26 protein-coding genes are annotated in these 24,965 nt (G+C 65.3%); 9 read left to right on the top strand and 17 right to left on the bottom strand.

Going from position 1 to position 24,965, the window contains the following annotated elements; all coding sequences use genetic code 11:
* Window positions 1-78: 78 nt before the first annotated feature.
* Both ACPPVQ_RS02470 and ACPPVQ_RS02465 read right to left on the bottom strand, forming a co-directional pair.
* Complete coding sequence (locus tag ACPPVQ_RS02470; RefSeq protein ID WP_426518281.1) at window positions 79-303, bottom strand: helix-turn-helix transcriptional regulator; 225 nt, start codon at window positions 301-303, stop codon at window positions 79-81.
* Window positions 303-722, bottom strand: coding sequence for a hypothetical protein (locus tag ACPPVQ_RS02465; RefSeq protein ID WP_426518279.1), 420 nt, complete (start codon window positions 720-722; stop codon window positions 303-305). The genes ACPPVQ_RS02470 and ACPPVQ_RS02465 overlap by 1 nt, the downstream gene beginning before the upstream one ends.
* A 417-nt stretch (window positions 723-1,139) precedes the next feature.
* Here ACPPVQ_RS02465 and ACPPVQ_RS02460 point away from each other — a divergent pair, with 417 nt between their 5' ends.
* Window positions 1,140-1,889 (top strand): alpha/beta fold hydrolase, encoded by a 750-nt coding sequence (locus ACPPVQ_RS02460; RefSeq protein ID WP_426518277.1) that lies wholly within the window; start codon window positions 1,140-1,142, stop codon window positions 1,887-1,889.
* Between the two features lie 41 nt (window positions 1,890-1,930).
* Here ACPPVQ_RS02460 and ACPPVQ_RS02455 read toward each other — a convergent pair whose 3' ends face one another.
* Window positions 1,931-2,170 (bottom strand): dodecin, encoded by a 240-nt coding sequence (locus ACPPVQ_RS02455; RefSeq protein WP_426518275.1) that lies wholly within the window; start codon window positions 2,168-2,170, stop codon window positions 1,931-1,933.
* A gap of 312 nt (window positions 2,171-2,482) precedes the next feature.
* Here ACPPVQ_RS02455 and ACPPVQ_RS02450 point away from each other — a divergent pair, with 312 nt between their 5' ends.
* Both ACPPVQ_RS02450 and ACPPVQ_RS02445 read left to right on the top strand, forming a co-directional pair.
* A complete protein-coding gene (locus tag ACPPVQ_RS02450; protein ID WP_426518273.1) occupies window positions 2,483-2,935 on the top strand; it encodes a hypothetical protein in 453 nt (150 codons plus the stop codon).
* 263 nt (window positions 2,936-3,198) lie between these two features.
* The gene (locus ACPPVQ_RS02445) at window positions 3,199-3,663 is read left to right on the top strand and encodes a nitroreductase/quinone reductase family protein (protein ID WP_426518271.1); all 465 of its coding nucleotides are present in this window, start codon (window positions 3,199-3,201) and stop codon (window positions 3,661-3,663) included.
* A 339-nt stretch (window positions 3,664-4,002) separates the two neighbouring features.
* On the opposite strand, the gene ACPPVQ_RS02440 is transcribed toward ACPPVQ_RS02445, so the two are convergent.
* Window positions 4,003-4,557, bottom strand: a complete 555-nt coding sequence (locus tag ACPPVQ_RS02440) for a GNAT family N-acetyltransferase (RefSeq protein ID WP_426518269.1) — start codon at window positions 4,555-4,557, stop codon at window positions 4,003-4,005.
* A gap of 134 nt (window positions 4,558-4,691) precedes the next feature.
* Window positions 4,692-5,090, bottom strand: a complete 399-nt coding sequence (locus tag ACPPVQ_RS02435) for a hypothetical protein (RefSeq protein ID WP_426518267.1) — start codon at window positions 5,088-5,090, stop codon at window positions 4,692-4,694.
* A 977-nt stretch (window positions 5,091-6,067) separates the two neighbouring features.
* Between ACPPVQ_RS02435 and ACPPVQ_RS02430 the strand changes: the two genes are divergently transcribed.
* On the top strand, window positions 6,068-6,688 hold the full coding sequence (locus tag ACPPVQ_RS02430) for a hypothetical protein (RefSeq protein ID WP_426518265.1): 621 nt from the start codon (window positions 6,068-6,070) through the stop codon (window positions 6,686-6,688).
* Window positions 6,663-7,103, top strand: a complete 441-nt coding sequence (locus tag ACPPVQ_RS02425) for a His/Gly/Thr/Pro-type tRNA ligase C-terminal domain-containing protein (RefSeq protein ID WP_426518263.1) — start codon at window positions 6,663-6,665, stop codon at window positions 7,101-7,103. Before ACPPVQ_RS02430 ends, ACPPVQ_RS02425 begins: the two co-directional genes overlap by 26 nt.
* A gap of 35 nt (window positions 7,104-7,138) precedes the next feature.
* On the opposite strand, the gene ACPPVQ_RS02420 is transcribed toward ACPPVQ_RS02425, so the two are convergent.
* Together ACPPVQ_RS02420 and ACPPVQ_RS02415 are read right to left on the bottom strand one after the other, a co-directional pair.
* Window positions 7,139-8,041 (bottom strand): aldo/keto reductase, encoded by a 903-nt coding sequence (locus tag ACPPVQ_RS02420; RefSeq protein WP_426518261.1) that lies wholly within the window; start codon window positions 8,039-8,041, stop codon window positions 7,139-7,141.
* A gap of 111 nt (window positions 8,042-8,152) precedes the next feature.
* The gene (locus ACPPVQ_RS02415; RefSeq protein WP_426518259.1) at window positions 8,153-9,214 is read right to left on the bottom strand and encodes a saccharopine dehydrogenase family protein; all 1,062 of its coding nucleotides are present in this window, start codon (window positions 9,212-9,214) and stop codon (window positions 8,153-8,155) included.
* Between the two features lie 185 nt (window positions 9,215-9,399).
* Here ACPPVQ_RS02415 and ACPPVQ_RS02410 point away from each other — a divergent pair, with 185 nt between their 5' ends.
* Window positions 9,400-10,941 (top strand): arylsulfatase, encoded by a 1,542-nt coding sequence (locus ACPPVQ_RS02410; protein WP_426518257.1) that lies wholly within the window; start codon window positions 9,400-9,402, stop codon window positions 10,939-10,941.
* 1 nt (window position 10,942) lies between these two features.
* Complete coding sequence (locus ACPPVQ_RS02405; protein ID WP_426521375.1) at window positions 10,943-11,866, top strand: formylglycine-generating enzyme family protein; 924 nt, start codon at window positions 10,943-10,945, stop codon at window positions 11,864-11,866.
* 464 nt (window positions 11,867-12,330) lie between these two features.
* Here the strand turns inward: ACPPVQ_RS02405 and ACPPVQ_RS02400 are convergent, their stop codons facing one another.
* The gene (locus ACPPVQ_RS02400) at window positions 12,331-12,663 is read right to left on the bottom strand and encodes a PadR family transcriptional regulator (protein ID WP_426518255.1); all 333 of its coding nucleotides are present in this window, start codon (window positions 12,661-12,663) and stop codon (window positions 12,331-12,333) included.
* Window positions 12,664-12,720: 57 nt separating this feature from the next.
* On the opposite strand from ACPPVQ_RS02400, the gene ACPPVQ_RS02395 reads away from it, so the two are divergent.
* A complete protein-coding gene (locus ACPPVQ_RS02395) occupies window positions 12,721-12,924 on the top strand; it encodes a hypothetical protein (protein WP_426518253.1) in 204 nt (67 codons plus the stop codon).
* Window positions 12,925-12,931: 7 nt separating this feature from the next.
* Here ACPPVQ_RS02395 and ACPPVQ_RS02390 read toward each other — a convergent pair whose 3' ends face one another.
* From ACPPVQ_RS02390 to ACPPVQ_RS02355, 8 genes are all read right to left on the bottom strand, one after another.
* Window positions 12,932-13,351: a class I SAM-dependent methyltransferase gene (locus ACPPVQ_RS02390; protein ID WP_426518251.1), complete on the bottom strand. Its 420-nt coding sequence runs from the start codon at window positions 13,349-13,351 to the stop codon at window positions 12,932-12,934.
* Between the two features lie 318 nt (window positions 13,352-13,669).
* The gene (locus tag ACPPVQ_RS02385) at window positions 13,670-14,701 is read right to left on the bottom strand and encodes an alpha/beta fold hydrolase (protein WP_426518249.1); all 1,032 of its coding nucleotides are present in this window, start codon (window positions 14,699-14,701) and stop codon (window positions 13,670-13,672) included.
* Between the two features lie 7 nt (window positions 14,702-14,708).
* Window positions 14,709-16,496 carry an acyl-CoA dehydrogenase gene (locus ACPPVQ_RS02380; protein ID WP_426518247.1) on the bottom strand — a complete coding sequence of 596 codons (1,788 nt, stop codon included), beginning with the start codon at window positions 16,494-16,496 and terminating at the stop codon, window positions 14,709-14,711.
* A gap of 2 nt (window positions 16,497-16,498) precedes the next feature.
* On the bottom strand, window positions 16,499-17,800 hold the full coding sequence (locus tag ACPPVQ_RS02375) for a cytochrome b/b6 domain-containing protein (RefSeq protein WP_426518245.1): 1,302 nt from the start codon (window positions 17,798-17,800) through the stop codon (window positions 16,499-16,501).
* Window positions 17,801-17,803: 3 nt separating this feature from the next.
* Window positions 17,804-18,790, bottom strand: coding sequence for an electron transfer flavoprotein subunit alpha/FixB family protein (locus ACPPVQ_RS02370; RefSeq protein ID WP_426518243.1), 987 nt, complete (start codon window positions 18,788-18,790; stop codon window positions 17,804-17,806).
* Window positions 18,790-19,572 (bottom strand): electron transfer flavoprotein subunit beta/FixA family protein, encoded by a 783-nt coding sequence (locus ACPPVQ_RS02365; protein WP_426518241.1) that lies wholly within the window; start codon window positions 19,570-19,572, stop codon window positions 18,790-18,792. The genes ACPPVQ_RS02370 and ACPPVQ_RS02365 overlap by 1 nt, the downstream gene beginning before the upstream one ends.
* A 43-nt stretch (window positions 19,573-19,615) precedes the next feature.
* On the bottom strand, window positions 19,616-20,770 hold the full coding sequence (locus ACPPVQ_RS02360) for an acyl-CoA dehydrogenase family protein (protein ID WP_426521373.1): 1,155 nt from the start codon (window positions 20,768-20,770) through the stop codon (window positions 19,616-19,618).
* A 138-nt stretch (window positions 20,771-20,908) separates the two neighbouring features.
* The gene (locus ACPPVQ_RS02355; RefSeq protein WP_426518239.1) at window positions 20,909-22,144 is read right to left on the bottom strand and encodes an MFS transporter; all 1,236 of its coding nucleotides are present in this window, start codon (window positions 22,142-22,144) and stop codon (window positions 20,909-20,911) included.
* Window positions 22,145-22,225: 81 nt separating this feature from the next.
* On the opposite strand from ACPPVQ_RS02355, the gene ACPPVQ_RS02350 reads away from it, so the two are divergent.
* The gene (locus ACPPVQ_RS02350) at window positions 22,226-23,119 is read left to right on the top strand and encodes a LysR family transcriptional regulator (protein WP_426518237.1); all 894 of its coding nucleotides are present in this window, start codon (window positions 22,226-22,228) and stop codon (window positions 23,117-23,119) included.
* Window positions 23,120-23,146: 27 nt separating this feature from the next.
* On the opposite strand, the gene ACPPVQ_RS02345 is transcribed toward ACPPVQ_RS02350, so the two are convergent.
* Window positions 23,147-24,793, bottom strand: coding sequence for a PucR family transcriptional regulator (locus ACPPVQ_RS02345; RefSeq protein ID WP_426518235.1), 1,647 nt, complete (start codon window positions 24,791-24,793; stop codon window positions 23,147-23,149).
* Between the last annotated feature and the right edge of the window lie 172 nt (window positions 24,794-24,965).

Here is a 24,965-nt window from a genome sequence, read left to right as displayed (position 1 = left end):
CACGGACCGCTTCCGAGCGGACGTTTCGTGGAATTATTAGGGCCGTTCGCCGATCCTCTATTGGACGCCGCAAGTCCCTTACAGGGAATTGATCGGTTCGTTTTGTGGCTTCCGCGCGGGGAAGAAGATGGCTTCGATCGGTCTGCCGAACAGGTCGGAGATGCGGAATGCCAGGGGCAGGGACGGGTCGTACTTTCCGGTTTCGAGGGCGACGACCGTCTGGCGCGAAACGTCGAGGTGTTCGGCCAGCGTCGCTTGTGTCCATCCGCGCTGGTCGCGTTCGGAGCGGATCAAGTTCTCCATCAGGCTGTGAACGCACCAGTCACGATGCTGGTGCCCGCCCAGGCGAGCACCCCGACGAGACTGATAAACGACCCACTATTCGGCACGGAGAAACCAGCCGTGCTCAGTAGGCTCAGGGTGATCGCAGCGAGGATCGTCACGGTGAAGCCGACCGCGAAGGCGGGGAACAGCAATTTGGTCTGATACTCGTCCATCTGGCGGACGCGGATCACCGTGACCACAACCATCCAGACCATCGCAAGCAAAGGCAAAAGGGCCAGGACGAGCCGCCAGGGAGTGGGCGCGTGGTCGCCCCACTGATACAGCGCGAAGTTCGCAATTAGGTATGCTCCGGCCCCCACCCACATGCGTGCGCGAAACACACGCTGACGGCGTAGCTCGGACGGCGCTTCGTTCTCCGTGTCAACGTTGCTTGTCATTGCCCGATCGTAACGCTGTTCGACCGTAAACGTCAAGGACGCTTGTCATTGCGATTGCGGCGGGCTGTCCACTCAGGAATCGGCTCACGGGTCTAGTCTCGCGAGTATTCTCGGGAGATAACGACCTTGCCCGCGGATGCTCACAGTTGCGAGTCAATGTTTCGTGATCGTAGTCCCGAGGGTGTCCCGTGCCGGCCGCTCTTGTACGCGGAACACATCGACCTGCTCCCGCGGCGGGCCGACTCTTGGCCGATTACCTGGTGCAATCGTTCCGCGCGGCCGAAGCCCGTTGCCCTCGCTTCCGTTGCGAAAGTGCGGTGGCGGAGCATAGCGTTCAAGTGAGCTTCGCGAGCCGTGGTCGGTCGGTGGGACGTGCGTCCGAATCGGTTCGGCCGTCCAACCGAATAGGGGTAGGAAATGGCTGAACTTTGGTTCGCCGCAGTGGGCGGCTCGGAGGACGTGCCCCTCGTTATCCTGCACCCGGGAGGAACCGATTCCCGGTCGCTTGCACCGCTGATGAAAGAGCTCGCCTCGGGCTACCGCGTTCTGACCCCCGAGCAGAGGGGGCACGGGCGTACTCCGGATCGGGACGGGGAGTGGCACTTCACTGACATGGCTGCTGACACGGCCGCGCTCCTGGACGAGCTCGGAGTGACTCGGGCGCATGTGATTGGCTGGAGCGACGGAGCGATCGTGGGCCTCGAGCTGGCGCTTTTGCGGCCGGATCTGGTGACCAGTCTCGTTTTCGGCGAGGCCGCTTTCCAGGTGGGCGGATGGCGCACCGGTGTGCTGGGGAGCGAGCCGCCGGCGTTCATGGCGGAAGCCTACGCCGAGATCTCGCCGGACGGCGCAAGTCATTGGCCCGTGGTCGTCGAGAAAGCCAACCGGATGCACACGCTTGAACCTGCAATATCCGAGGCTGACCTGCGCCGGCTCTCGATGCCGGTTCTGATCGTGCTCGGCGACGACGGCGAGGTCCACTTCGACCATGCTGTGCGAATGTACGAGGCCTTACTTAATGGAGAGTTGGCGGTGGTTCCTCGATCGACACACGGTCTGATCGTAGAGAAGCCGGATCTCCTGGCCCGCCTCATTCGCGACTTCCACTCCCCGGTCCAAAGCGATGGTTTGGCTCCGATTCGCCGCAACCGCGCCAAATCGCCTTGACACAGCCCCACCGCAGTGATCCCTCAAGGACTTCGGGCGTGCTAGTCGGAGGGCTGTTCGAGCCGGAAACCTACCTTGAGGGTGACTTGGAAGTGCGCGACTCGGCCACCCTCCACCTCCCCGCGGGTGTCGGTCACTTCGAACCAATCGATGTCGCGGATTGTCCTCGACGCGCGCTCAATCCCGTTACGTATCGCAGCATCGGTCCCATCGGGCGACGTGCCTACGATCTCGATGACTCGGTATGTGCGATTAGTCACGGCTACGCTCCCAACACTCATCTGCCCAGCTACGATCAGTCTGCCCTGTGGCCGGCTGCTGCCGCTACAAGCTCCCGAAATCGAGCACAGGCGCCACTAGTCGATCCTGCACCCAGGCATCCGAGCAGCACGACCCTAAAGACCTCTGACGTTTTCATCAATCGCGGAGCGGTAACCACTTGGGATCAAACAACGATCGTCACGTATGTCAAGCGGGCTGCCATATTTCACCGAGCGTTCGAATAACGCATTCAGCAAACCGCTCGCCAGCATGCTCAGTAACGGCGAGCCTGCCTCAATCATTGGGTACTTCGACGATTAATGGATCTACAAATGACGACTAGCACGCGGTGGATGCGGACATCGATACTGGTAACGGTGATCGTGGCCGCGTCTCTCGGGCTGCTACTCGGCTGGTTGGCGCTGGGTTACGCCATCATTTATCCTGACCTACCACCCGCGGAGCGAGCGCCAGTCGTGTCTTCCGAAGAGCAGACGAACAAAACCCTGGCAGTTTTCGATTCCGACAGCCAGTCCGCGTTCGCCAGGCTCTATCCGCGAGAATCTCGGACCGATCGGGATCAGGTTTGGGATCACTGCGCAGCGATCTCCGCCAACGGCCGCATCAACGTACCCGTCGAGGCGGCGAGCCCAGGTCACACCCGGGTCGTGCTCCACGGATTCTCGAAGGATGATCCGAGCAACAAGGCCGGCTGCACCTTCTGGTTGACGTGGGAAACAGGTGAGGGCGCTGGCTATTGGTATGTTTCGTGGAACGGGACCTAGGGCCTGTCTCCTAACCTCCTGTTCGATTGTCGGGCCGCACCCCGCTTCCCTCACAAGCAGGCGTGGATGAAGCTCGGCCCGCAGCCCCCTTTAGCTATCCGTCACCGCACGGATAGCGACCGGTAATCGCGCGGTCGTTCGGGGTTCTGGACGTAAAATGTCAGGGCGTGCTCTCAGTCGTTTCAGCGAGAAGGTGATCGTCGATGAGAGGTGCTCGTTCTCGGTATTCGCAGCCCGACCGGCGAGTACGGTCCGCTCTCCTTATGTTCCGGTTGGTCAATCCGCTCGCCAGACGGATGATCTCCGCCGGGGTGCCAACGGGTGCACCAAACGTTGTTCTGATCGTTCGGGGTCGCCGGTCGGGGATCGAGCGAACGGTGCCCGTCACCTTGCTGGTCCTCGATGGAGCCTGGTACGTCCAGGCCACTTACGGTGCAGACGGCTGGGCTCGAAACCTTCGTGCAGCCGGCGAGGCGATTGTGGTCCATCCTGGCGGCCGTCGCAGTCCGGTCCGTGCCTCCGAAGTTCCGCTCGATGACGCGGCCGCGATTCTTCGTCGAGTGCTTGAGCCGTTCCGCTCGCCGCGCCTGCTACGCACATTGCTTGGCCCGAACATGAGGCCACCTGTCGGCGTACTGCGCCAATTACGAATTCGCGTCGACGACACCCCCGAGGATTACCTGGCCGAAGCCGGACGCCATCCGCTCTTCGAGCTCCGACCCGTCTAAAGAAACCAGTCGGCCGCGCCAGCGAAGCGTTTGTGGATGGGCGGTTGCGTGCCCCTGGGGCGTGTTGCCAAATGCGAAGGGTGCGCTCGTGGGCGACGCTGGGATGTGTCGCGACCGGCCGCCCGTGGATCGTCGATGGGTGCTCTGCGGCGTGGCCTTCCGGAACGGATCGGGAACTGGAGCACGTTCTACCGCGCTTCAATCGGTGTGCGAAAACCGGAGTCGGCGATCTTCCATACCCTTGCGCAGCGAATTGTGTGCATCGCAAGCATCCGCGTTCTGTGCGGCAACGCTCTCTTTTCGTCGACTACGACGCCGGGTGACTTTTGAAACGAGAGGTCAGGAGGCTCTGTCCTTCGGCTGTGGCCGCCAGACTCCGAACCATTGCTCGGACCCGAACTCCTCGTGGCGTTCGAGCTCTTCGAATCCGAGCTTGACGACGACGCGGATGGAAGGCTCGTTCGTGACCTGCGCCGAGGCGACAAGTGGCTCTCCTGGAAGGGTGGTTGCGAACCAGTCAACCGCCGCCGAGCACGCCTCCGTCGCATAGCCTTTGCCCCAAGCTTGAGGCAGCAGCATATAGCCGAGCTCAATGTCGCCACCGATCGACTGAACTGGGCCAGGGCGGCTCGAGTCGCGTGGATCGAAGGTCACGATGCCGACCGTGTTGCCCTGGTGTTCGACGATGAAGAAACCTTCGCGCTGGCCGGGAGTCTCTGGCACCGCCGCTTCAAGCTCGGAGCGCGGCTGCGGACCTCCTACGAAGGCATTCACTTGAGCTGAACTGAACAGCTCGATGACAGCGTCGCGGTCCTTCGGCTCCGATGCGCGGATGATGAGTCGCTCGGTGATGATCGGCGCCGGGGGCCAAAGCGCGGAGTCCAAGGAGATCATTGGCTCAGGGTAGTGGCTCCGAGAATCGGCGCGTTCAGGGATCCGCTTACGTGGAGTCGGGGTGGCATTCAGTGCCGCAAAAAGCCGCCGCCCTTACCGCTGCGTTAATACTCCCATCGCCAGCATCTATAGGTTCATTTCAAGAGCGGATGCAGCAGTGCGAGCGATGAAAATTGAGCCCAGCACCGCGACCTCCTGATTCGGTCTTTGCTCTGCATGTCCGAGAACATCGCTCTGGCTTCGGTCGTCAGCGCCTCATCGTCGGGATACTGCGAAATCTGCATCCGCTCTGCAACGTGCATCGTGTAGTCGATGGAGTCGGACCTTCTGATTGCCGTGCTGTGCGCCGCACTCGTCCCGGCTATGTACTTGTCCGCACCGGCTTCGCAGAAGCAACGCCCGTACCCGCTTACGCGGTAGTAGTTGCTCGAATAGAGGAACATGGCAAACTTGTCGTTGGTGACGCCACCCAGATCCAGTCCGCGATCCACGTGCTTTTGCACTTGAGCGTTGAGATCGATCCAATTCTTCAACTGTTGCCCCCACGAAACGGTGAACCCACCCGGCTGTCGCCGAGTGGGTCCGAATGTTGACAAGACCCTACGCCGACCTGACGACGCGACGCAAAGTGGCCACGATCCGCGCGACACGGTCTTACCTCTGGCTAGCTCCTATCGATGAGACAGAGCGGATCGTGACGGCGTTGCACCAGAACGTCGATGCACGGTCCCGCCCGCGTCAGTCCGTTCGATCGCGATAGCCGATCCGCTTGCGGACGGGAACCTTTGCCTCAGCCGTTCGGCAAGTCGTCAATCTTTGCCGTTGTAGATGCAGGCTTGTCGGCGGTGGCCGTCCGTGACGACAATCCACCCTTCAGAAGCTTTCGAGTCGATTGGCGGGCGGGCGTAGATCAGGCCGCCGCCTACGGTGCGCCCCTGCAGAGTGAGGCCAGCCATGGTGTCCGGAGCGGGAAGGCCCATGCAGCGGTAGTCCTCCCCGAGGTACTGCACACGCGGCGGAATGGCTTCCGGTCAGAACGCGCCTGACTGTGCCCACAAGCCAATGCTGGCGACCCCGACCGCAATTGCTGCAACACACACCCCGACCGCGAGCGTGGCAACACACAACGTGAAGATGAGCGGGTACGTCCACCGCTGCGGCTCTTGCCGTCTTGCCGCCAGAGGGGGCGGGTCCGAAATCATCTCGACACCTTAGCAACCCGTCCGCGTCGGGTGTCCATTTGAGGATCCATCGGCGTGCGAATTTGGCCCCGCTCACTTTTCCGGCGAGGAGGCTCTCTCGCTCGAACGAATTTGCCGCAAGTACCTCAAGCGGACTCGGTTGCGATTGAGGTTGCTGATGCCCACGACTAAGAGCAGTCCTGCGTAGAGAGCTACCACCAGTTTTGGCTCGCGATGGCAAATGCGGCGGCGACGAACAATACGCTGTTAAGAACTTGGATCACGCAGAGCCGTCGTAGCTGTTTCTGCCATCAAACAGGGACAGGGACATGCGCTGGATTAGTCGGCACTGGCTCGCGCTCACGGGCAGCATCATCGTAGTCGTGCTCGTGATACCGGCCATGTGGATCGCGATTGCAAACGGTGGTGGGTCGAGCTACCTTGCGAAGGTTCCTGCGGTGGTTTTGGGCCTGGCGATATTCATCGCCCTCGTTAATCTATTTGGCTATTTGATCCTCGATCTTCGAGTGCGGAGGCTGAGGACAAGGGCCCCGAACTCCCTGTTTGCAACGCTCATAGGCCAGGACGACACAATGGCCGCTTTGGCGGATGGGAACGTCTACGCCGCGGCGGCGGCTCGACCGTATGTTGTGGAAGTCACCTCTGAGGGAAGCCGCTTTTGGCGGCGCTTCAACCAACCCATCGTCTTCGCCGTGATTCCCCGCGAGACAATTATCCGCATGGGGTTGCAACCGGGTCGGCTGGGAGTTCGACGGGCTACCGCCCTTGCGATCACCGTGCGTACCCGCGCCGGCGAGCGGGATATTCCGTTGTATCTGGCAGGAGACGGCCTCGGCATGCTTGTGAGCCGCTCCCCAGCAGCGATTGAACGGCTCATGACGGAGATGGGTTCAAAACTCCATATTGACGTCCTCCCGTCACAACAGTGAGCAGCTGAAAGCTCGTGGTCCTGGGCGCGCCGACCACGTTGCAAGCCGATTACCGTCAGGCATTGCGGGCCTTGCGCTCTGGCTGCTGGGGGCGGCTCTCGTCATATTTGGCAGCGGCACTGGCTGGCGGATCACGGGGGCCTTCTTGGTCTCTTCCACCCAGACCGGCGCCGCTATTGGGCTCGTCGATCATCTCGAGTCCGTCGGACTTCGTGTTCAGCTTTTAGACCGCGGAACTCTCGGGGCAACGGTCAGGCAGGCGCGCACTGGCCGTGCGGCACACATCGCGGTTATCGGCCAGAGCGAGGCTGATGCGGGAACGGTCACCGTCGGCAAACGCCAACTCCTCGTCGCTAGCCTCGTCCGTGAGCTGACCGATGAGGCAACACATCGCAAACTCCGCACCGAGCTATAGCGAGTGACCGATGGCGCCGTTTTCCGGCGTCCCTTTCAGGTGGTTGGCTCCGCGACCAGGTCGTTCAACTCTTCGTGCGTGAGGTGGATTGTTGCGGCGGCGACGTTCTGTTCGAGGTGGTTCAGGTCACCGGTGCCGGGAATGGCCAGGACGTTCGGGCCTTGGTGGAGTGTCCAGGCGAGTCGGATCTGTGACGCGGTCGCGCCGTGTCTGTTCGCAATATCGGTCACGACCGGGTTCGTCTCGTCGGTGCGTCCGCGCTCTCCGGCTTTCCCAGCCATAGCGAAGTACGGCACGAAGGCGATCTGGCGGCGCGTCGTTTCGGCGAGTACTGCAACGGCTTCCGCGGTGCGCTGGTCCAAGCCGAAGCGGTTCTGGACGCTGACCACCTGCGCGATGTCGGCCGCCTCGCTCAGTTGCGCCGTTGAGACGTTCGAGACGCCGAGATTGGCGATCAATCCCTCGGCCTGCAAGTCCGCGAGAGCCCCGAACAACTCGCTGACCGAGCCCGAGCCGAGTGCTCGAAGATAGACGAGGTCAAGATGGTCCCGTCCGAGCTGGCGTAGGTTCTCCTCGACTTGCCCTCGCAACTGATCCGGCCGGGCCGGATCGACCCACTCGCCGGAGGCGTTCCGTGCCGGACCGACCTTGGTGGCGATGACGAGATCGTCATCGTGGTCGGGGAATGCGGCATTGATCAACTCGTTCGCTGAACGCCGCCCCGAGAAGTAGAACGCCGCCGTGTCGAAGTGCGTGACGCCCAATTCACGAGCGCGCCGTAGCACTGCGATGGATTCGGCGCGGTCCCGGCTCGGTCCAGTTCCGAAAGCCGCAGCAGACGCAAGGCGCATCGCCCCGAACCCGATACGACTCACCCGCAAAGTCCCGAGTCGCCACACACTGCTCGCCACACCGGACTCTTCGCTAACAACAACCATGTCGCCTCCTTCTTCGCGTGGTCAGCATCACACAACGGACGACGGCCTCCCAAACTCTGCCGCTCAACGACCACACTGGGGGCGCTCACGGGCCCCCGCGCGACGGCTTGGTCAGAGGCTCCACGCCACATGCGGGACGAGCGAGTCCAGGAAATCTGCGGCGTCGAACATGGCTCCAGCAGGCGCAACTCCCGTCTGCTTTGTGCGACCTGTCAGGATGCGCACGACGGCTTCGACCGCCAGCGGTCCCGTCACGGCGTAGATATCCTGACCGGTCGCGCTCGCCCGTCGCTTCTCGGCCCCGCGATGCACGATCACGTCGACGGTGAAGGTCTGGTCGGATTTACCACTCTCGTCGACCGGGACGGGAGCGGGGGTGTTATCCGCCGCCAGTTCGGTGGCAGCGGTGACGGTCATGTAACTGAAGACGTCGGGAACGGACAGGTGCCGGGGAATCGTGACGATGTCTGCCATCGAGAACTCGGTGCGGACCTCCCGTTCGCCCAGCGGCGCAGGAAACCGCCACGTTGTCAGAACGGACTCGTCGCTGCCGTATCGCAGCGTGCCGTCGTGGAACGACACGTGTCGACCGCCGCGGCGTTGGCGTGAGACTGCACCGGCCGCTCGAGTGCCCGCCGTCGGGTGCCACCCGCTCAGCCCGTAAGCCACATGGACCTCGTCGGCCTCCGCCCAGTCACCCATCGCAGCCGTGGCGAGCAGATCACCGAGACCGCCGTAGAACGCCATGGCCGGCACCACGATGGCGCCCTCAGCAGCAGCGCGCTCGCCGAACACGGTGAACGTGTCGTCGTTCGCCTCGATCTCGGCCGCAACATCGACATAAGGGAGCCGCGCACGCAGTGTGGCCTCGATAAGCGGACCGGATGTTGCCGCGAACGGACCTGCGCAGTTCACGACCGCCGCCGCGCCCTCCAGAGCCCGATCGAGCGTGCCAGGATCGTCGACATCCGCCACACGAGCCTCCACCCCCGGAATCTCCCGAGTGAGGATTTCGAGCTTCTGTCGGTCGCGGCCCGCGAGAACAGGAGTGAGTCCGCGAGAGGCGAGTTCTGACACCACGAATCGGCCGGTGTGACCGTACGCGCCGTACACCACCACCTTCGGCGCTGGGTCAATGTCGATCTCGTTCTCTCTGTACGTAGGCGTCTGCATAGGGCACATCATCGCAAACAATCGGCCGGGCGCCCGTCGAGGCAACGAAGACAGCGCCTCGGCGGAGATCAGAGCGAGACGTCTACCGCGGAAAAGCGGGGTATGCGAGCGCGGGGCTCTACGCCAGAATGGCGAGAGGGCCGGGTTCGACGGTGTGCTCGGCTGACGCGACGGGGAGGTCTGCTGTGCCGAACGGAAAGCCGAACATTCTGGTCATCTGGGGAGATGACATCGGGATCACTAACCTGAGCGCATACAGCGACGGGCTGATGGGATATCGCACGCCGAACATCGACAGGATCGCCGACGAGGGGATGCGGTTCACGGACTCGTATGGCGAGCAGAGTTGCACGGCGGGTCGCTCTTCGTTCATCACCGGTCAGAGCGTGTTCCGCACGGGGCTGAGCAAGGTGGGGATTCCCGGCGCCGACCTCGGGTTGCAGCCCGAGGACCCTACGATCGCCGAGGTGCTCAAGCCTCACGGGTATGCGACCGGGCAGTTCGGCAAGAACCACCTCGGCGACCACAACAAGTTCCTGCCGACCGCCCACGGGTTCGACGAGTTCTTCGGGAACCTGTACCACTTGAACGCCGAGGAGGAGCCGGAGCTGCCCAACTGGCCGTCGCGGGAGGAATTTCCCCGGTTCAACGAGCTTGCACGTCCTCGCGGTGTCATCCACTCCTGGGCGACGGACACTGACGATGACACGGTTGACGGTCGCTACGGCCGGCGGGGCAAGCAACGGATCGAGGACACTGGCCCGTTGACGAAGAAGCGGATGGAGACGATCGACGACGATTTCGCCGCGGCGGCTCAGGACTTCATCGGACGCGCCGTCGAGGCGGACACGCCGTTCTTCGTGTGGATGAACACGACGCACATGCATTTCCGGACGCACCCGAAGCCGGAGAGCATCGGACAGTCCGGCCGCTGGCAGTCCGAGTATCACGACACGATGATCGACCACGACAAGGTGGTGGGCTCACTACTCGACCAGCTCGATGAGCTCGGCATCGCCGACGACACGATCGTGGTCTATTCGACCGACAATGGTCCGCACATGAACACTTGGCCCGACGGTGGCATGACCCCGTTCCGCAGCGAGAAGAACACCAACTGGGAGGGTGCGTTCCGGGTGCCGGAGATGGTCCGCTGGCCCGGGCACATTCCGGCCGGCGTGGTCTCGAACGAGATCATCCAGCACCACGACTGGCTGCCGACCTTCCTGGCCGCTGCCGGTGACACCGACACGGTCGATGAGTTGAAGTCGGGCAAGACGATCGGTGACGTGACCTACAAGGTCCACATCGACGGCTACAACCTCCTGCCGTATCTGACGGGCGAAGAGGAGAAGAGTCCGCGAAAAGGGCTTGTGTACTTCTCCGATGACGGCGATGTTCTCGCCCTCCGGTTCGACAACTGGAAGGTCGTGTTCATGGAGCAGCGGGTACAGGGCACCCTGCAAGTCTGGGCCGAGCCGTTCGTCGCGCTCCGTGTCCCGAAGCTGTTCAACCTGCGCACGGACCCGTTCGAGCGAGCGGACATCACCTCGAACACCTACTACGAGTGGATCTTCGACAACGACTACCTGATCTTCGCTGCGACCACACTGATATCGGAGTTTCTCGCGACCTTCGAGGAGTTCCCGCCGCGACAGCGTGCCGCGACGTTCAGCATCGATCAAGCGGTGGATAAGCTGCAAGCCTTCCTGGCTGGAGGGGACTGAGCTGTCCAATCAGGAATCGACGTCTGCCTCGCGCGAGTACGTCTGGATCGACGGCGGCGACTTCACGATGGGCTCCGACGCGCACTACCCGGAGGAGGCGCCCGCACACCGGGTACGGGTGGCAGGGTTCTGGATCAGCCCGACCACGGTGACCAACAGGGAGTACGCCGCGTTCGTGCGTGCGACGAAGTATCGCACCGTGGCCGAGCGTCCTCTTGACCCCGCCGCCTTTCCGGATGCGCCCGCCGAGAATCTGGTCCCGGGTTCTATGGTGTTCACGGGCACTTCGGGCCCCGTCGATCTTCGTCACATCAGCCAGTGGTGGGCGTGGACGCCGGGTGCGAACTGGCGCAGGCCGTTCGGGGCCGGTTCGACGATCGGCGACCGTGCCGAGCATCCTGTGGTCCATATTGCGTACGAGGATGCCGAAGTCTACGCCGAGTGGGCGGGGTCGCGCCTGCCGACGGAGGCCGAATGGGAGTTCGCCGCCCGCGGAGGCATCGACGGCACGCGCTTCACCTGGGGAGATGAACCGGAGGGTCAGGATGAGGCGCTCGCGAACTACTGGCACGGCGACTTTCCGTGGCGCGCGGTCCGCGGTTACGGATCGACCGCGCCGGTCGGCTCGTTCCCGCCGAACGGCTACGGCCTGTTCGACCTGGCCGGCAACGTCTGGGAGTGGACGTCGGACTGGTACCAAGGGCACCAGGGAGATGCGTGCTGCATCCCCGAGAACCCGATGGGAGGCACTCGCGCGAGCAGCGTCGGCGAGGGCGACCAGTTCGGTGTTCCGCGCAAGACGGTGAAGGGCGGCTCGTTCCTCTGCGCCGACAGCTATTGCCAGCGCTACCGGCCGGCTGCACGGCGTGCGCAGATGATCGACACGGGCATGAGCCACATCGGCTTTCGCATCGCGCGGAGCTGAGCTGTCGCGTTGGGTGTCATGGCAGCACGATCACCGCCACATTCCGAATTTGTTGCGACCCCTCCAGTCGACGTTCAGGGGACCGAAATCCAACCGATCCTTGCCGCACTTGCTACAGACCTGGTAGCGGCCACCGTCTTCGGTGCTCTGGAGCTGCCAATGGTGTCGCACGTTCAGCAGACAGAGCAGAGGTTTGCTCCGGACAATGGTCAGCATGGTTCTCCCCTTTCCCTGGGGGCTTGCGATGGCCGAACGAAGCGACCACGACGACGCCGCGATCCCGAACGCGTGAGTGGCCTGACGCCCGAAGGGCATCCCGTACAGCTCCGCCCTGAACTCCTGCCGATACCGATTCCGACACGAACCGCCGGGAAGGACGCGGCACGCCAGCGCGACGAGGAGCGTGGCAGGGAACGCCGGGGGCGCGAGCGGCAGCCCCTTCTGGTCACCCACCGTGTGTTTCATCATTGCCCCGCTTGTGGAATCCCTGCCCTGTTCGGCACGCGCCGGGACTGATAGGCCCTCGCCAAAGCGTTTCGGGCTGCCTCCACACCATCGCCGCTGATCGTGTAGTAGCGGCGGGCGGGACGGCCCTCGACCGAAGGGTCGATGTCTTCCCAGCGGGAGGTGACCCAGCCGAGACCCTCGAGCCGAGCCAGGATCGGATGCACCGTTCCACTCGGCAGCCCGGCCGCCGTGCCGATCTCGACGCCGTAGAGCTCACTGTCGGGATCGCTCAGCAGAGCGCGCAGCACGAGCTGGGTGGGGATGGTCATCCGCAGAGGCTTCGAGGTCACGGTAGTATTCTACCTAGGGGCTAGGTAGAATACAAGCTACAACGTAGGCTGAGGCTTGTGAAGCGCATCTGGCCGTTCCTTGTTCCCGGAGTGATCCTTACCGGTGCCGGGCTGGTGTGGACCCTGCAAGGGTTCAACGTGCTGCCCGGGTCGGTGATGAGCGGTTCGTCTTTATGGGCCACCGTCGGTCCGATCGTCCTCGTGGTCGGCCTGGCGCTGATCGGTATAGCGATCGCCCGCCGCCGTCGCGGGGCGCAGTGATCGCACCTCAGGCCTCTGCTATCCCCGCGATCTGAGGGTTGAACGGGAGGAACGGGGTGTGGAGCCGATAGTGCTCGACGGTGACGCTGGCGAAGCCGGCTGCACGCACGGCCCCTTCCAGGTCGCGTTCGCACGAGCAGCCTTCGAACGTCCAGGCCCAGGGCCGGCGGAGGAGTCGTTGCGAGGCACGGGTCGGCGTGCCGTCCTCCGCGACGACGTGTTCGACGAAACGAAACGTGCCGCCGGGTTTCAGGATGCGACGGATCTCAGCCAGGACGGCATCCGGCTCCTTCACGGAGCACAGCACCAGCGAGGAGATCACGCTGTCGACACTCTGGTCGGGCAGGCCCGTCTTCTCGGCCATGCGTTCGCGCAGGTCGAGCTCCAGGCCGTAGCGGCTCGCCTCGGCGCGAAGCCGGCCGTGCATGTAGCGATTGGGTTCGATGGCGACGAGTCGGCCACGAGGTAGCGGAGGTTGGCCCCCACCCCTGATCCGATCTCGACGACCTCCTGCGGCAGTCCGGCGAACACGAGCTGCTTTCGGCTGTGCAGGCGGCGTTCCAGGTACGGGCCCATCGCCCGGAAGAACCGAGCATTGAAGGGGCCCCGGCCGCTGTGCAGTTCGAATCCGGTCTCCGGCAGGGTCGCGGTGCTCGTGTCGTCCATGTCTACTCCAGGGTTGGCTCGTCGTCGATCACTACCAGCGTGCGCGACGCCCGTGCCGCCCGTCAGGCGTAGAACTACCTCACTTCGCCGACGCCGATCCGTCGTTCTCGGCGGCGTACCACGCCGCGATCTGGGCCCGGGAGCGGAAGCCGAGACGCAGGCGGATGCGCTCGGCGTGGCCTTCCGCCGACCGTTCGTCGATCCCCAGCTGCGCGGCGATCTCGCGGTTCGTGCGCCCGGCGCTGATAAGTGCGGCGACCTCGGTCTGCCGGACTGTCAGCCGGGCGACGCCGCCTCGTAACGCTCGCAGGTCGAGAAAGCGCCGGATGGTCGCTACAAGCTGGTCCGTGTCGCCCACGTACGGCAGGTGCGAGCGGCCGGGCAGCACCACGAGTTGCGCGCCGGCGATTCCGGCGGCGAGCACTTCGGCCTGCGCGACGGGTGCGGCGCGATCCTTCTCCCGGTGCACCACCAGTGTCGGAACGCGCACATCAGGGAGCAGATCGCTGACGTCAAGTTCGTAGCTCAGCGACAGCAGCGCCCGAGCCGTGGCTGCAGACGAGGAGGCTCGCTGGTACCGGCCGAACTCTGCGCGTGTCGAGGCACGGGCATCCGGAGCAAAGATGTCCGTCAGCACGTCGGAGCCGAGCCCCCAGTGCGACTCGACCAGACCCAGCACGTGGTCGCGCACATCGGGCGGGGAGATCTCCGCGCCCGACGCCCAGCCCCCGTAGAGCACGAGTCGCCGCACGGTCTCCGGATGCTCGGCCGCCCAGGCCACGGCGACCAACGCGCCCAGCGATGTTCCGACGAGATCGAACGGCTCCGGGCCGACCGTGGCCACGACCGCGGCCAGCTGGGCGAGCTCCTGCGCCATCGACGGGGGCCGCGTCGACGGCCCGGACAGTCCGCATCCGGCCCGGTCGTACCGCACGAGCCGGCATCCCTCCGCCAGGCCCTCGTAGAAGGCGCGCTCCTCCAGCAGCTCCCAGCTCAACTGCAGATGGCTGAGCCAGCCCGAGACATACACCACCGGCCGGCCTTCGCCGACAGAAGCGTACGCCAGCTCCGTCCCGTCGGTCGTCGTCACCCGGCCAATGCGTTGCTGCATGGCTTCACTAAATGAGCGACTCGTCGAGGTCGGCCAGCATCCTGTCGCCCGAAGCGAGCAGGTCCAGTTGCGCGTCGGCCCGGGGCAGCACATGCAGGAAGAAGAACCGGGTCGTCAGCCGCTTGCCCTCCGCGAACGGATCGGTCCTACCCTCGAGTGCCACCACCTGGTCGAGCAGGAGCCACGCGACGACCAGGTCGCCGGCCGCTTCGAGGTACTCGCTCGCGTTGACCAGTGCGCTCACGGGGTCGCCCTCAGCCCACAGGGCACGGGTGATCTGCGCGAGCCGCTCGATGCGGACCGCGAGCAGGGGCGCGAGGCCGTTACCCAGCTCGTCCGCCCGACGGGCTGTGTCCGTCATCGCATCCACCAGCAGGGCGAACCCGGCGCCGTCGGCGAGCCGCACTTTGCGGCCCAGCAGGTCGAGCGCGTGGATGCCGTGTGTCCCTTCGTGGATGGCGTTCAGCCGGTTGTCGCGATAGAACTGCTCGACCGGGAAGTCGCGCACATATCCGCTCCCACCGTGAACCTGGATGGCGAGGTCATCGGCTTCCACGCCCCATTGCGACGGCCAGCTCTTGGCGATCGGAGTGAGCACGTCCACGAGGAGATCGGCGTTCGCACGCGCCGTGCCGTCCGTGCCGGCGTGCGCCAGATCGAGCAGCCGGGTCGTGTAGAGCACGAGCGCTATCGAGCCCTCGGCGTAGGCTTTCGCTTCCAGCAGCATCCGGCGCACATCCGGATGCCGGATGATCGGAACCGGCGGAAGCGACGGATCTTTCGCGGCCACGTCACGGCCTTGCACCCGGTGTATCGCGTAGTCACGGGCGTGCAGGAACCCGGTCTCGGCCAGCGCGGCAGCGGACGCACCGACCGCCAGCCGCGCCTCGTTCATCATGTGGAACATGTACGCCAGGCCGTGGCCTTCCTCCCCGATGAGGTAGCCGACGGCACCGACGCCATCACCCACCGGGTATGCACCCGATCCGTAGGAGAGCGCCGTGTTGACCGTGCCGCGGAAGCCCATCTTGTGGTTCAGGCCGACGAGCGCGATGTCGTTCCGCTGCGCCAGCGCTCCCGGCTCGCCGAGCCATTTCGGCACGATGAGAAGGGAGAGACCCCTCGTTCCCGCCCCACCGGTGCGCGCGAGCACGAGATGGACGATGTTCTCGCTGAGCTCGTGGTCCCCGCCCGAGATCCACATCTTTTCGCCGCGGAGCCGGTAGGTCCCATCCTCCTGGCGCAGCGCCACCGTGTCGAGGTCGCCGAGCGATGAGCCGACGCCGGGCTCGGAAAGGTTCATGGTGCCGAACCATCGGCCCTCCGTCATCGGCGGGAGGTACCGCTCGACCAGTTCCGGTGCGGCATAGGTGCGGATCAGATTGGCGGCCGCCGTCGTCAGCAAGGGATACGCGGACGTCCCGATGTTCGCCGCCTGCAGCCACATCGACGCAGCGCGGTACACCACGTGGGGCAGCTGGAACCCGCCGACCTGCTCGTCCATCGTCGCGCCGATCAGGCCGGCTCCGGCGAAAGCGTCGAGCGCGGTCTTGACGCCTTCGACGATGCGGACCGATCCGTCGACGAGGTGCGGCTCATCGAGGTCGGACGCTCGGCTGTGCGGCTGGAAGTACTCTTCCGCGATCCTGCGCGTGAGGTCGATGACCTCGTCGAAGGTCTCGCGGCTGTGCTCGGCAAAGCGCGGCAGCGAGGTCAGCTCGTCGACCCGCAGCCAGTCGTACAGGATGAATTCGAGATCGTCCGGATCCAGGATCTTCGATTCGTTGCGGTTCATGGTTATCGGCTGACCTTTCCGAACAGGCTCGCGATGGGCGCGAGAACCAGGGGACGCGCGGCGACCCAGGCAGCTCCGATGACCACCAGCGACAGGACGAAGATCACGAAGCCGATCGGATTGCCGGCGTATGCATGAGGGTCTGTCGACCCGAGTGCGGCATACATGTGATTGAGGTTGCGCAGAGCGCCGGTGGTGAGAACAAGAGCCACGTGCACGACGACGAACGCCACGAAGAAGACCATCACGGGAAAGTGCACTCTGCGTGCCCACTCCACCGGGTAGAGCCGGTTGAGGGTCGCGGCTCGCTTCGGCCACACGCCGCTCATCCTCACTCCGGTGATGATCGCAAGCGGTGCGGCCACGAACACCACCGTGAAGTAGGCGAGCTGCTGGAGGGCGTTGTAGTTGACCCAGCCGTTCTCGGTCGGCCAGTCCAGGGTGAGGTATTGCAGCGTTGCGGACAATGCGTTGGGGAACACCGCCCACGACGTCGGAACGATGCGCATCCACTGCCCCGTGGTGAACAGGAGGATCACGAACACGATCCCGTTTGCTATCCAGAGGATGTCCAGCGACTGGTGGAACCACAACGTCAGGCTGATCCGGCGCCGTGAGCCTCGACGCGCCCAGAATGCGGCGGGTCTCTTGTCGCGCCTCACCTGCAGGCCGGAGCGGACGATGAGGACCAGGAAGAAGGTGTTGAGGAAGTGCTGCCAGCCCAGCCAGGCCGGAAGGCCGACGGGCGCGTCGGCGGGGAGCGGATTCGCGCCCGGGTAGGTCGCGAGGAAGTCCCGCACGGACGGCAGGGACACCAGGTACTGGGCCAGGGCGACCACGATCGCGGCAAGGAGGACCAGGACCGCGACGCTCACGGCGACCGCTCCCACCCACTGAGCTCTGGTGTATGGCCCGTACTGTCGCGGCTCGGCTTTGCGCACGACCGGCTGCGCGGGAACCACCGCTGGCTCTGCGGCCGGCGCTGCCGCAGGCGCCGCTGCCGGCTGCTCTGCCGGCTCCGCCGCTGGCTCCGGTTGAGTGACCACCGCCGCGCCGACGGATGCCGGTGGTTCGCTGGGCGTCACCCGCGGAAGGCCCCGGCGCAGCGCAGGGGCGGCGGCGGGCGCCTCGACGGCCGGTGTGGGCGCCTCGACGGCCGGCACAGGCGGATCGTCCCGCAGCACAGGCGTCTCGACGGGTGAAACCGGCGGATCGCCCGGCCCAGTGGAAGCAACGGGCGGCCAGGGGGGATCGCCGGGCACCCGGGGAAGCCCGCGGCGCACGGCACGCGAGTCGGTCGCCACCCCCTACCCCTTCTTCGCCTTGAGTGCCGCGATCAGCTGGGGCACCACCGTGAACACGTCGCCGACCACGCCGAAATCGGCGATAGCGAAGATCGGCGCATCGGAATCCTTGTTCACCGCGACGATCGTCTTCGCCGTCTGCATCCCCGCTCTGTGCTGGATGGCGCCCGAAATACCCAGCGCCACATACAGTTGCGGTGACACCGACACTCCTGTCTGCCCCACCTGATACGAATACGGGACATACCCGGCATCCACCGCCGCGCGTGACGCTCCAACCGCTGCCCCCAGCGCGTCGGCGAGCTGCTCCACCAGCGCAAATTTCTCCGCCGAACCCAGACCGCGGCCGCCCGCCACGACCTTCGCTGCGCCGCGCAGCTCCGGCCGGCTCGAGGAGCCTTGCGCCACCTCGAACGACTCGATCGTCGCCGCACGCGTTCCGGAGGGCGTGACCGACAGGCGCGACACGGCCGGGGCAGCGACTTCCGGGGGACGTTCCTCGGTGACGCCTTGTCGCAGCGTGATGACGAGCGGTCCGAACGTGGGCGCCGAGGTGACGTTGTACGCGCCGCCGTAGACCGAGTGGTGCGCGACCACACCTTCCTCGTCGCGACCCAGGCCGACGGCGTCCACTGCCACCGCGAGCGAGCGCCTCGCCGCGAAACCTCCGGCGATGTCCCGCCCGTCGGCCGAATGCGAGAGCAAAACGGCTGCGGGCCGCACGAGTTCGAATGCCGCATCCAGTGCGTCGACAGCCGGCGCGATCAGCTCGGTCGCCTCATCGCCGTGATGTACGAGCACCGAAACCGCACCCAGCTTCCCGGCCGCAGCTGCAAGTGCGTCGTGCCCCGACGCATCCGCCACCACCAGGGCGACCGGCGTGCCGATCGTCGAGGCCGCGCCCAACAGACCGGCACTGGATGAGGCCAGGTCACCCGCCGGCGTGGTCTCCAGCAGGACCAGGACCGCATCCGAAGCGAACTCCGCCATCATCCCTCCACCAGCCGGTTCTCGAAGAGGAACGCGGCCAGCTGCTCGCCGGCAGTCCCGTCGTCCTCGATCTTGATCCCCGCCCCTCGCGGCGGCTTCGCTTCCACCGCCGTCATGATGGACTGCGCGACCGATGCCGGATCGAGCACGACACCGAGATCGGCGAGTGCCACGGTTTCGAACGGCTTCTTCTTGGCCGCCATGATGCCCTTGAAGTTGGGGAATCGGGCATCCGGAAGCGCCTCGGTGATCGAGCTCACTGCCGGCAGTTTCGCCGAGACCGTGGCGGAACCGTGATCGGTCGTCCGCGTCCCGGACACCGCATCGTCCGAGAGGACGACCGACGACAGGCCCGTCACCGCGGGGACGCCCAGATGCTCGGCGAGCATCGCAGGCAGCACTCCCCCGGACCCGTCGGTCGACATGTTGCCGGTGATCACGAGATCGAAGCCGACCCGGCGCACGGCCGCAGCGAGCACGCGAGCCGTGACGCCGACATCCGCACCGGCGAGCTGTTCGTCGACCACCTGCAGAACGCTCGCGGCGCCCATCGACAGTGCTTTGCGAAGTGTGGGCGATGCTGCTTCGGACGCCATCGATACGACGACGACCTCGGTCTCGGGATGCGCGTCGACGTGCGACAGCGCGACTTCGAGGGCGCGCTCGCCGATCTCATCCAGAACCCGTTCCGATGCCGCCCGGTCGGCGAGACCCGTCTGCAGATTCAGCTTGCGATCTCCATAGGTGTCGGGGACCTCCTTGACCAGGACGACGATTCTCACTGATCTGCTCCGTGCACGGAACCGACTCTCGTCTGGCCGCGGGTCATGCGACGCCCAGGGACCGTGCGATCACGAGAAGCTGGACCTCGCTGGTGCCCTCCCCGATCTCGAGGATCTTGGAATCGCGGAAGTGCCGCGCGACGGGGTACTCGTTCATGAAGCCGTTGCCCCCGAACACCTGCGTGGCATCCCGCGCGTTGTCCATTGCAGCGTCGCTGGCGGCGAGCTTGGCGATCGCCGCCTCGGTCTTGAACGGCTGCCCCGCATCCCTGAGGCGTGCCGCCTGCAGCCACGCGAGCCGGGCCGTGTGCACCCGGGCCTGCATGCGGGCGAGAAGAAACTGGATGCCCTGCCGGCTGGACAATGATTCGCCGAAGACCGTCCGCTTTTTTGCATAGTCGACGGCCGCTTCGAGACAGCCCTCCGCGGCTCCGGTCGACAACGCCGCGATCGCGATGCGCCCTTCGTCGAGAATGTGGAGGAAAGCGGCAAAGCCTCTGCCTCGCTCGCCGAGCAGATTGGATGCGGGCACCCGCGCGCCTGCGAAGGTCAGGGGATGCGTGTCCGACGCATGCCAGCCGACCTTGTCGTACGCAGGTTCCACCGTGAATCCGGGTGTGCCGCTGGGCACGATGATCGTCGAGATCTCCTTGCCGCCGTGCTCCCGCTGCCCGGTCACCGCCGTGATGGTGACGAAGCGCGTGATCGCAGTACCGGAGTTGGTGATGAACTGCTTCGATCCGTTGATGACCCATTCGTCACCGTCGAGCACGGCGGTCGTGCGGGTCGCGCCGGCATCCGACCCGGCTTCGGGCTCCGTGAGACCGAAACCGCCCAGCGCCTTGCCTGCCAGCAGGGACGGCAGCCACTCCTGCTTCTGCTCCTCTGAGCCGAACCGGAAGATCGGCATCGCGCCGAGGCTCACTCCGGCTTCGAGTGTGATGGCGATCGACTGATCCACGCGGCCGAGCGCCTCGATGGCCAGGCAGAGAGCGAGGTAGTCGCCGCCCTGACCGCCGTACTGCTCGGGGAAAGGCAGCCCGAACAAGCCGAGGTCGCCCATCTGCGCAACGACATCGAGCGGGAGCGTCTTCGTGCGGTCGGCCTCATACGCGCCCGGCGCGACCACCTCGTCGGCGAACTCGCGAACCATGTTCGCGAGCTCGATGTGTTCTTCGCTCAATCCATAGGTGGTCAGATCGATTGTCACCAGCACTCCGCTTCATTGAGGACGTATCACCCTGCGTGCGGTTCCATGCTAGATGTTTCAGGATGCGATCACACCGTGACGCATCGCGACGTGTGCGAGAGCATCGTCTCCTCGAAGCCGTAACGGTTACAGCCCGCGAATGACCGTGATCCCGCCGATGATGACGACCAGAGCGATCAGTGCCGCGAATGCGAGAAGCGCGGTGGCGATGGGGAGGAACAGGGTCGCGATCCCGATGCCGACGACCGGGACGATGAGTCCGGCGTAGCTGATAAGGAAGATCCCCGCGAGCGCTTCGCCGCGGAACCGCGGCTCGGCGAGCTTCGATCCCACCAGGAGCGCGGTCTTGAACAGCACCCCAGCACCTCCGCCCGCCAGCACGCCGCCGACGATGAAGAGGGCGAGGGATGCCGACCACACCCCTGCCGTCAGTGCGACGAGTCCGAGGACCATCATGACGACGCCGATCGCGACCTGGACGCTCTGCCTCACGGACCGCATGACCAGCTGCGTACCGACAGCGGATGCGAAGGCGAGGAACACGACGAGTCCCCCAACAGCCTGGGATGCGACTTTGAGATCCCCGGCGACGAAAGCCGGGGCGAGCGCCGTGGCGAGTGCGAAGAACGAAAACGCACCGAACGCGACGACCGCTGCCGCGAAGTAGCGCATCCGGGCGTTACGGGGGACGCGGATGCGCTGGGGCCGGTAGGCCACGCGCTCACCGGAGCCGGCCACTGTTTCGGGAACCAGGGCGACGCCCACGGCGGCGAGCGCGAGAAGGACGAGGAACACCACGAAAGGCGTGACCAGCGGCTGCGCGACGAATTGCGCCAGGATGCCTGCCACGATCGCACCGAGGCCCAGCCCGCCGAGGTTCGCTGCCGTGGATACGACGTCCGACCTCGTCCTGTCGCTCCCGGGATGCGCGCGCGCGTGCAGTTCGAAGATGAAGGCGGTCGCTGTCGCGGTGATCATCCCGATGCCGAGCCCGGACACGACACGGGCCACGATGAGGCCGGGCAAGGTGTTCCAGACGATGAAGAGCACGGCCGCGACGAGTTCGAGGGCGATCGCCGGGAGGAGGATGGTGCGCCTGCCGACGCGATCGCTGAGGTGACCGACGAGGAACAGGCTGACGAGAACGCCCACCGCATACGCGGCGAAGGCCAGCGTGATCGCGAATGTGGAGAAGGCATCCCGCGCCTGGTACAGGGTCCACAGGGGGGTCGGCACGACGGAGAACGCCATCGCGACGAGGAAGGTGCCGGCCACGACCCAGAACCCGGCGCCATGGGTGATGCGGCGGCGCGCGGGAGTTCCGACCCCTGTGGCCGCCGGCTGCTGAAGTGTCTGTGTCATGCATCCAGTCTGCGAGGGCAAATCGATCGCGTCCAACGGTTTGTTGCGATAGAACCCATCGTCGCCTGCGATGATTGCTGGATGGAGATCCGCCAGCTTGCCGTGTTCCTCGCCGTGGCCGAAGAACGCAACTTCACTCGCGCATCCACTCGCCTGCGCACGACGCAGTCTGCGGTCTCCGCAACCATCCGCGCCCTGGAGGTCGAGCTCGGCGCAGAACTCTTCGACCGCTCTGCCAGACAGATCGAGGTGACGGATGCAGGCCACGCGCTCATCCCGAAGGCTCGCGCGGTCATCGATTCCGCGGCCGAAGCCCAGGATGCCGTGGATCTGGTCAAGGGAACCGTGACAGGCACAGTGTCGGTCGGCTTCATGACCTCGGTGACGCTCGTCGACATCCCTGGGCTCCTCGGCGAATTCGCTCGCACGTACCCCGCGGTTCGCGTTCAGCTGCGCGCCTCCGAGCGCGGCGCCGGCGGGCTCGCCGCCCTGCTGTCATCGGGCGAGCTGGATGTCGCGTTCCTCGCAAGCTCCGCCGACCCGGCACCCGATCTTCGCGTGAAGGAGCTCGCGTCGTCGCCGCTCCTGCTCGCGGTCAACGACGACCACCCGTGGGCTTCGCGGGAATCCGTCGAACTGGCAGAGCTGGCCGGCCAGACGTTCATCGACCTCCCGCTCGGATTCGGAACGCGTTCGATCATCGACCGGGCCTTCGCCGACGCGGGACTGGAACGGGATGTGCGATTCGAGACCGTCGACATCGCGGCGGCCGCAGCCCTGGTCGTGAACGGGCTCGGTGTCGCATTCCTGCCTGAATTCGTCGTCGCGGCGGAACCGCGCCTTCACGCGTTGACCGTGCCGGGCGACACGCTCAGGCTGACGGTATCCGTCGCGATCTCCAGGACCCGGCGACACTCACGCGCAGCCCGGATGCTGTGGGAACTGGCGACGAGTCGAGTCGCCCCTGGCCTGTGATGCCGAATTCACATCTCGTCCTGCGGCTCAGCTCAGGTTGTCGCGCAGAGCTGCCCGGGCGCGGATGGCGACGTGCAGGTTGAGCCGGGATTCAGGGTCGGTGACGTCGCGGCCGCTCACCTCGCGAATGCGGCGGAGCCGGTAGCGCAGGGTGCTGCGGTGGATGACGAGCGCATCGGCGGTGCGGTCGTAATTGCCACCCGCATCCAGGTACATGCCCAGTGTCCGCACCAATTCGGACCCGTGATCCCGGTCGTAGTCGACCAGCGCGCCGAGCCACTCGGACAGGTAGCGTTCGAGCTGAACGCCGCCACCTGAGGTGTCGAGGATGCGGAGAAGGCCGAGGTCGTCGTGGTTCGACATGCCGTATGGTCGACGCGATTCGGCGCGGATCTGCAGGGCCCGGCTGGCCTCCGAGAAGGAGTCGGCCAGGTCTTCGGCCGTCGCAATTCCGCCGACCCCGATGGTGCCCCGCGTGCTGGCCATCACGACGGACAACCGCTCGTAGAGCTGCGAGAGGTCATGGCCGTCGATGACGATGGCGAGCACTGCGTCCGGTCGTCGTGAGATCAAGGCCGGCACACGCATGGCCGCAAGTTCGTGGCGCAGCGCAGCGCCGATGTCGACGCCGTTCGGCGTCGAATTCTCCCAGGAGACGAGCACAACGCGTTGCGAACCACCGAGATCGAAATGGAGCGCCTCGGCACGGGCGAGGGCGTCCACGATCCCGGCGCCCGCGACGAGGTCGTCTGCGAGGTCGCGACCGAGTCGGATTTCGACCTCCGCGACATCGCGGTGGTGGGCGAGCTCGACGGCGATCATCGCACTTGCGTACTCCACGGCGAATCGATCATCTTCGCTACGGGCGTCATCCGGATCGAAGATGCCGATCACGCCGAGGGTCTCCCGGCGGGAGCGGATGACCGTCGACCGCCATTCCGTGCTCAGCCGTGCGGCAGCCGAGACCTGGACGTCGGGCACAAGCATGCTCGACGGCGACACGGCGCCATCCACTCCGACGAAGGCACGTTCGTTGCCGAAAGAATCCTGCAATACGACGGCCCGTCGCGTGATCGCACTCAACGCCTCGACGATCTGGGCCTCGCCGTTGCCGGTGCCGGCCGCGGCGACGATGGTGTCACGGATGGCCTGGTGGGCGTTCAGGCGCACGATCGTAGCAGCCATGGTGCGGTTGGAGCCCGCCTGCGCTTCGTAGAGCTGTCGGAGCTCGCGGGCCTCACGCCGCTCGCGCTTGATGAGTTCTGCCGTGGCGAGCGCAGCCCCCGTCGGCTCCGCCAAGGCCTGGAGCATGAACATCTCGTTGCCTGACGGTTCGGTTGCAGCCTGGAGTACGAATGCTCCCCTGACCTTGCCGGTCTCGCGGAAGAACAGCGCATACCGCCAGACGTCACCGTTATCGAGAACGCCGCTCGTGCCGGCCAGCGCCTCCACCAGCAGGTCGAGACGGCGGTTCGCTTTGCCCGAATATCGGACGAGCCGATCGTCCGCCATGACGTAGACCGCGGGAACTGAGCATCCGGTGATCGCCTTGGCCGAAGCGGTTGCGAGACGCAGGGTTTCGCGCGTTGTCGGGTGCTCCAACATCTTCGAGCCCACCCTGAAAAGACCGTACAGATCGGACTGCGACCTGGCATCGAGGTCGGCCCGTGGCACAAAATCTGGGTAGCTCGGTGCGCACATCGTGATGGACTCCGCTTGACCAACGCTAACCGCTTTCGGTTGGGCCCGACAGTGGAAGGCCGCGGGTTTATTTCGCCCTGCTGGGTCGAAGAACCGGCCAGACGGCGGGCGGACACTCGCCCCATCGGCACCTGATCCGTGGACC

Source organism: Leifsonia sp. McL0618 (assembly GCF_049994905.1).
Lineage (GTDB): Bacteria > Actinomycetota > Actinomycetes > Actinomycetales > Microbacteriaceae > Diaminobutyricibacter.
Note: the sequence above shows the minus strand (reverse complement) of the source record. Positions and strands in the feature narration are given on the sequence as shown.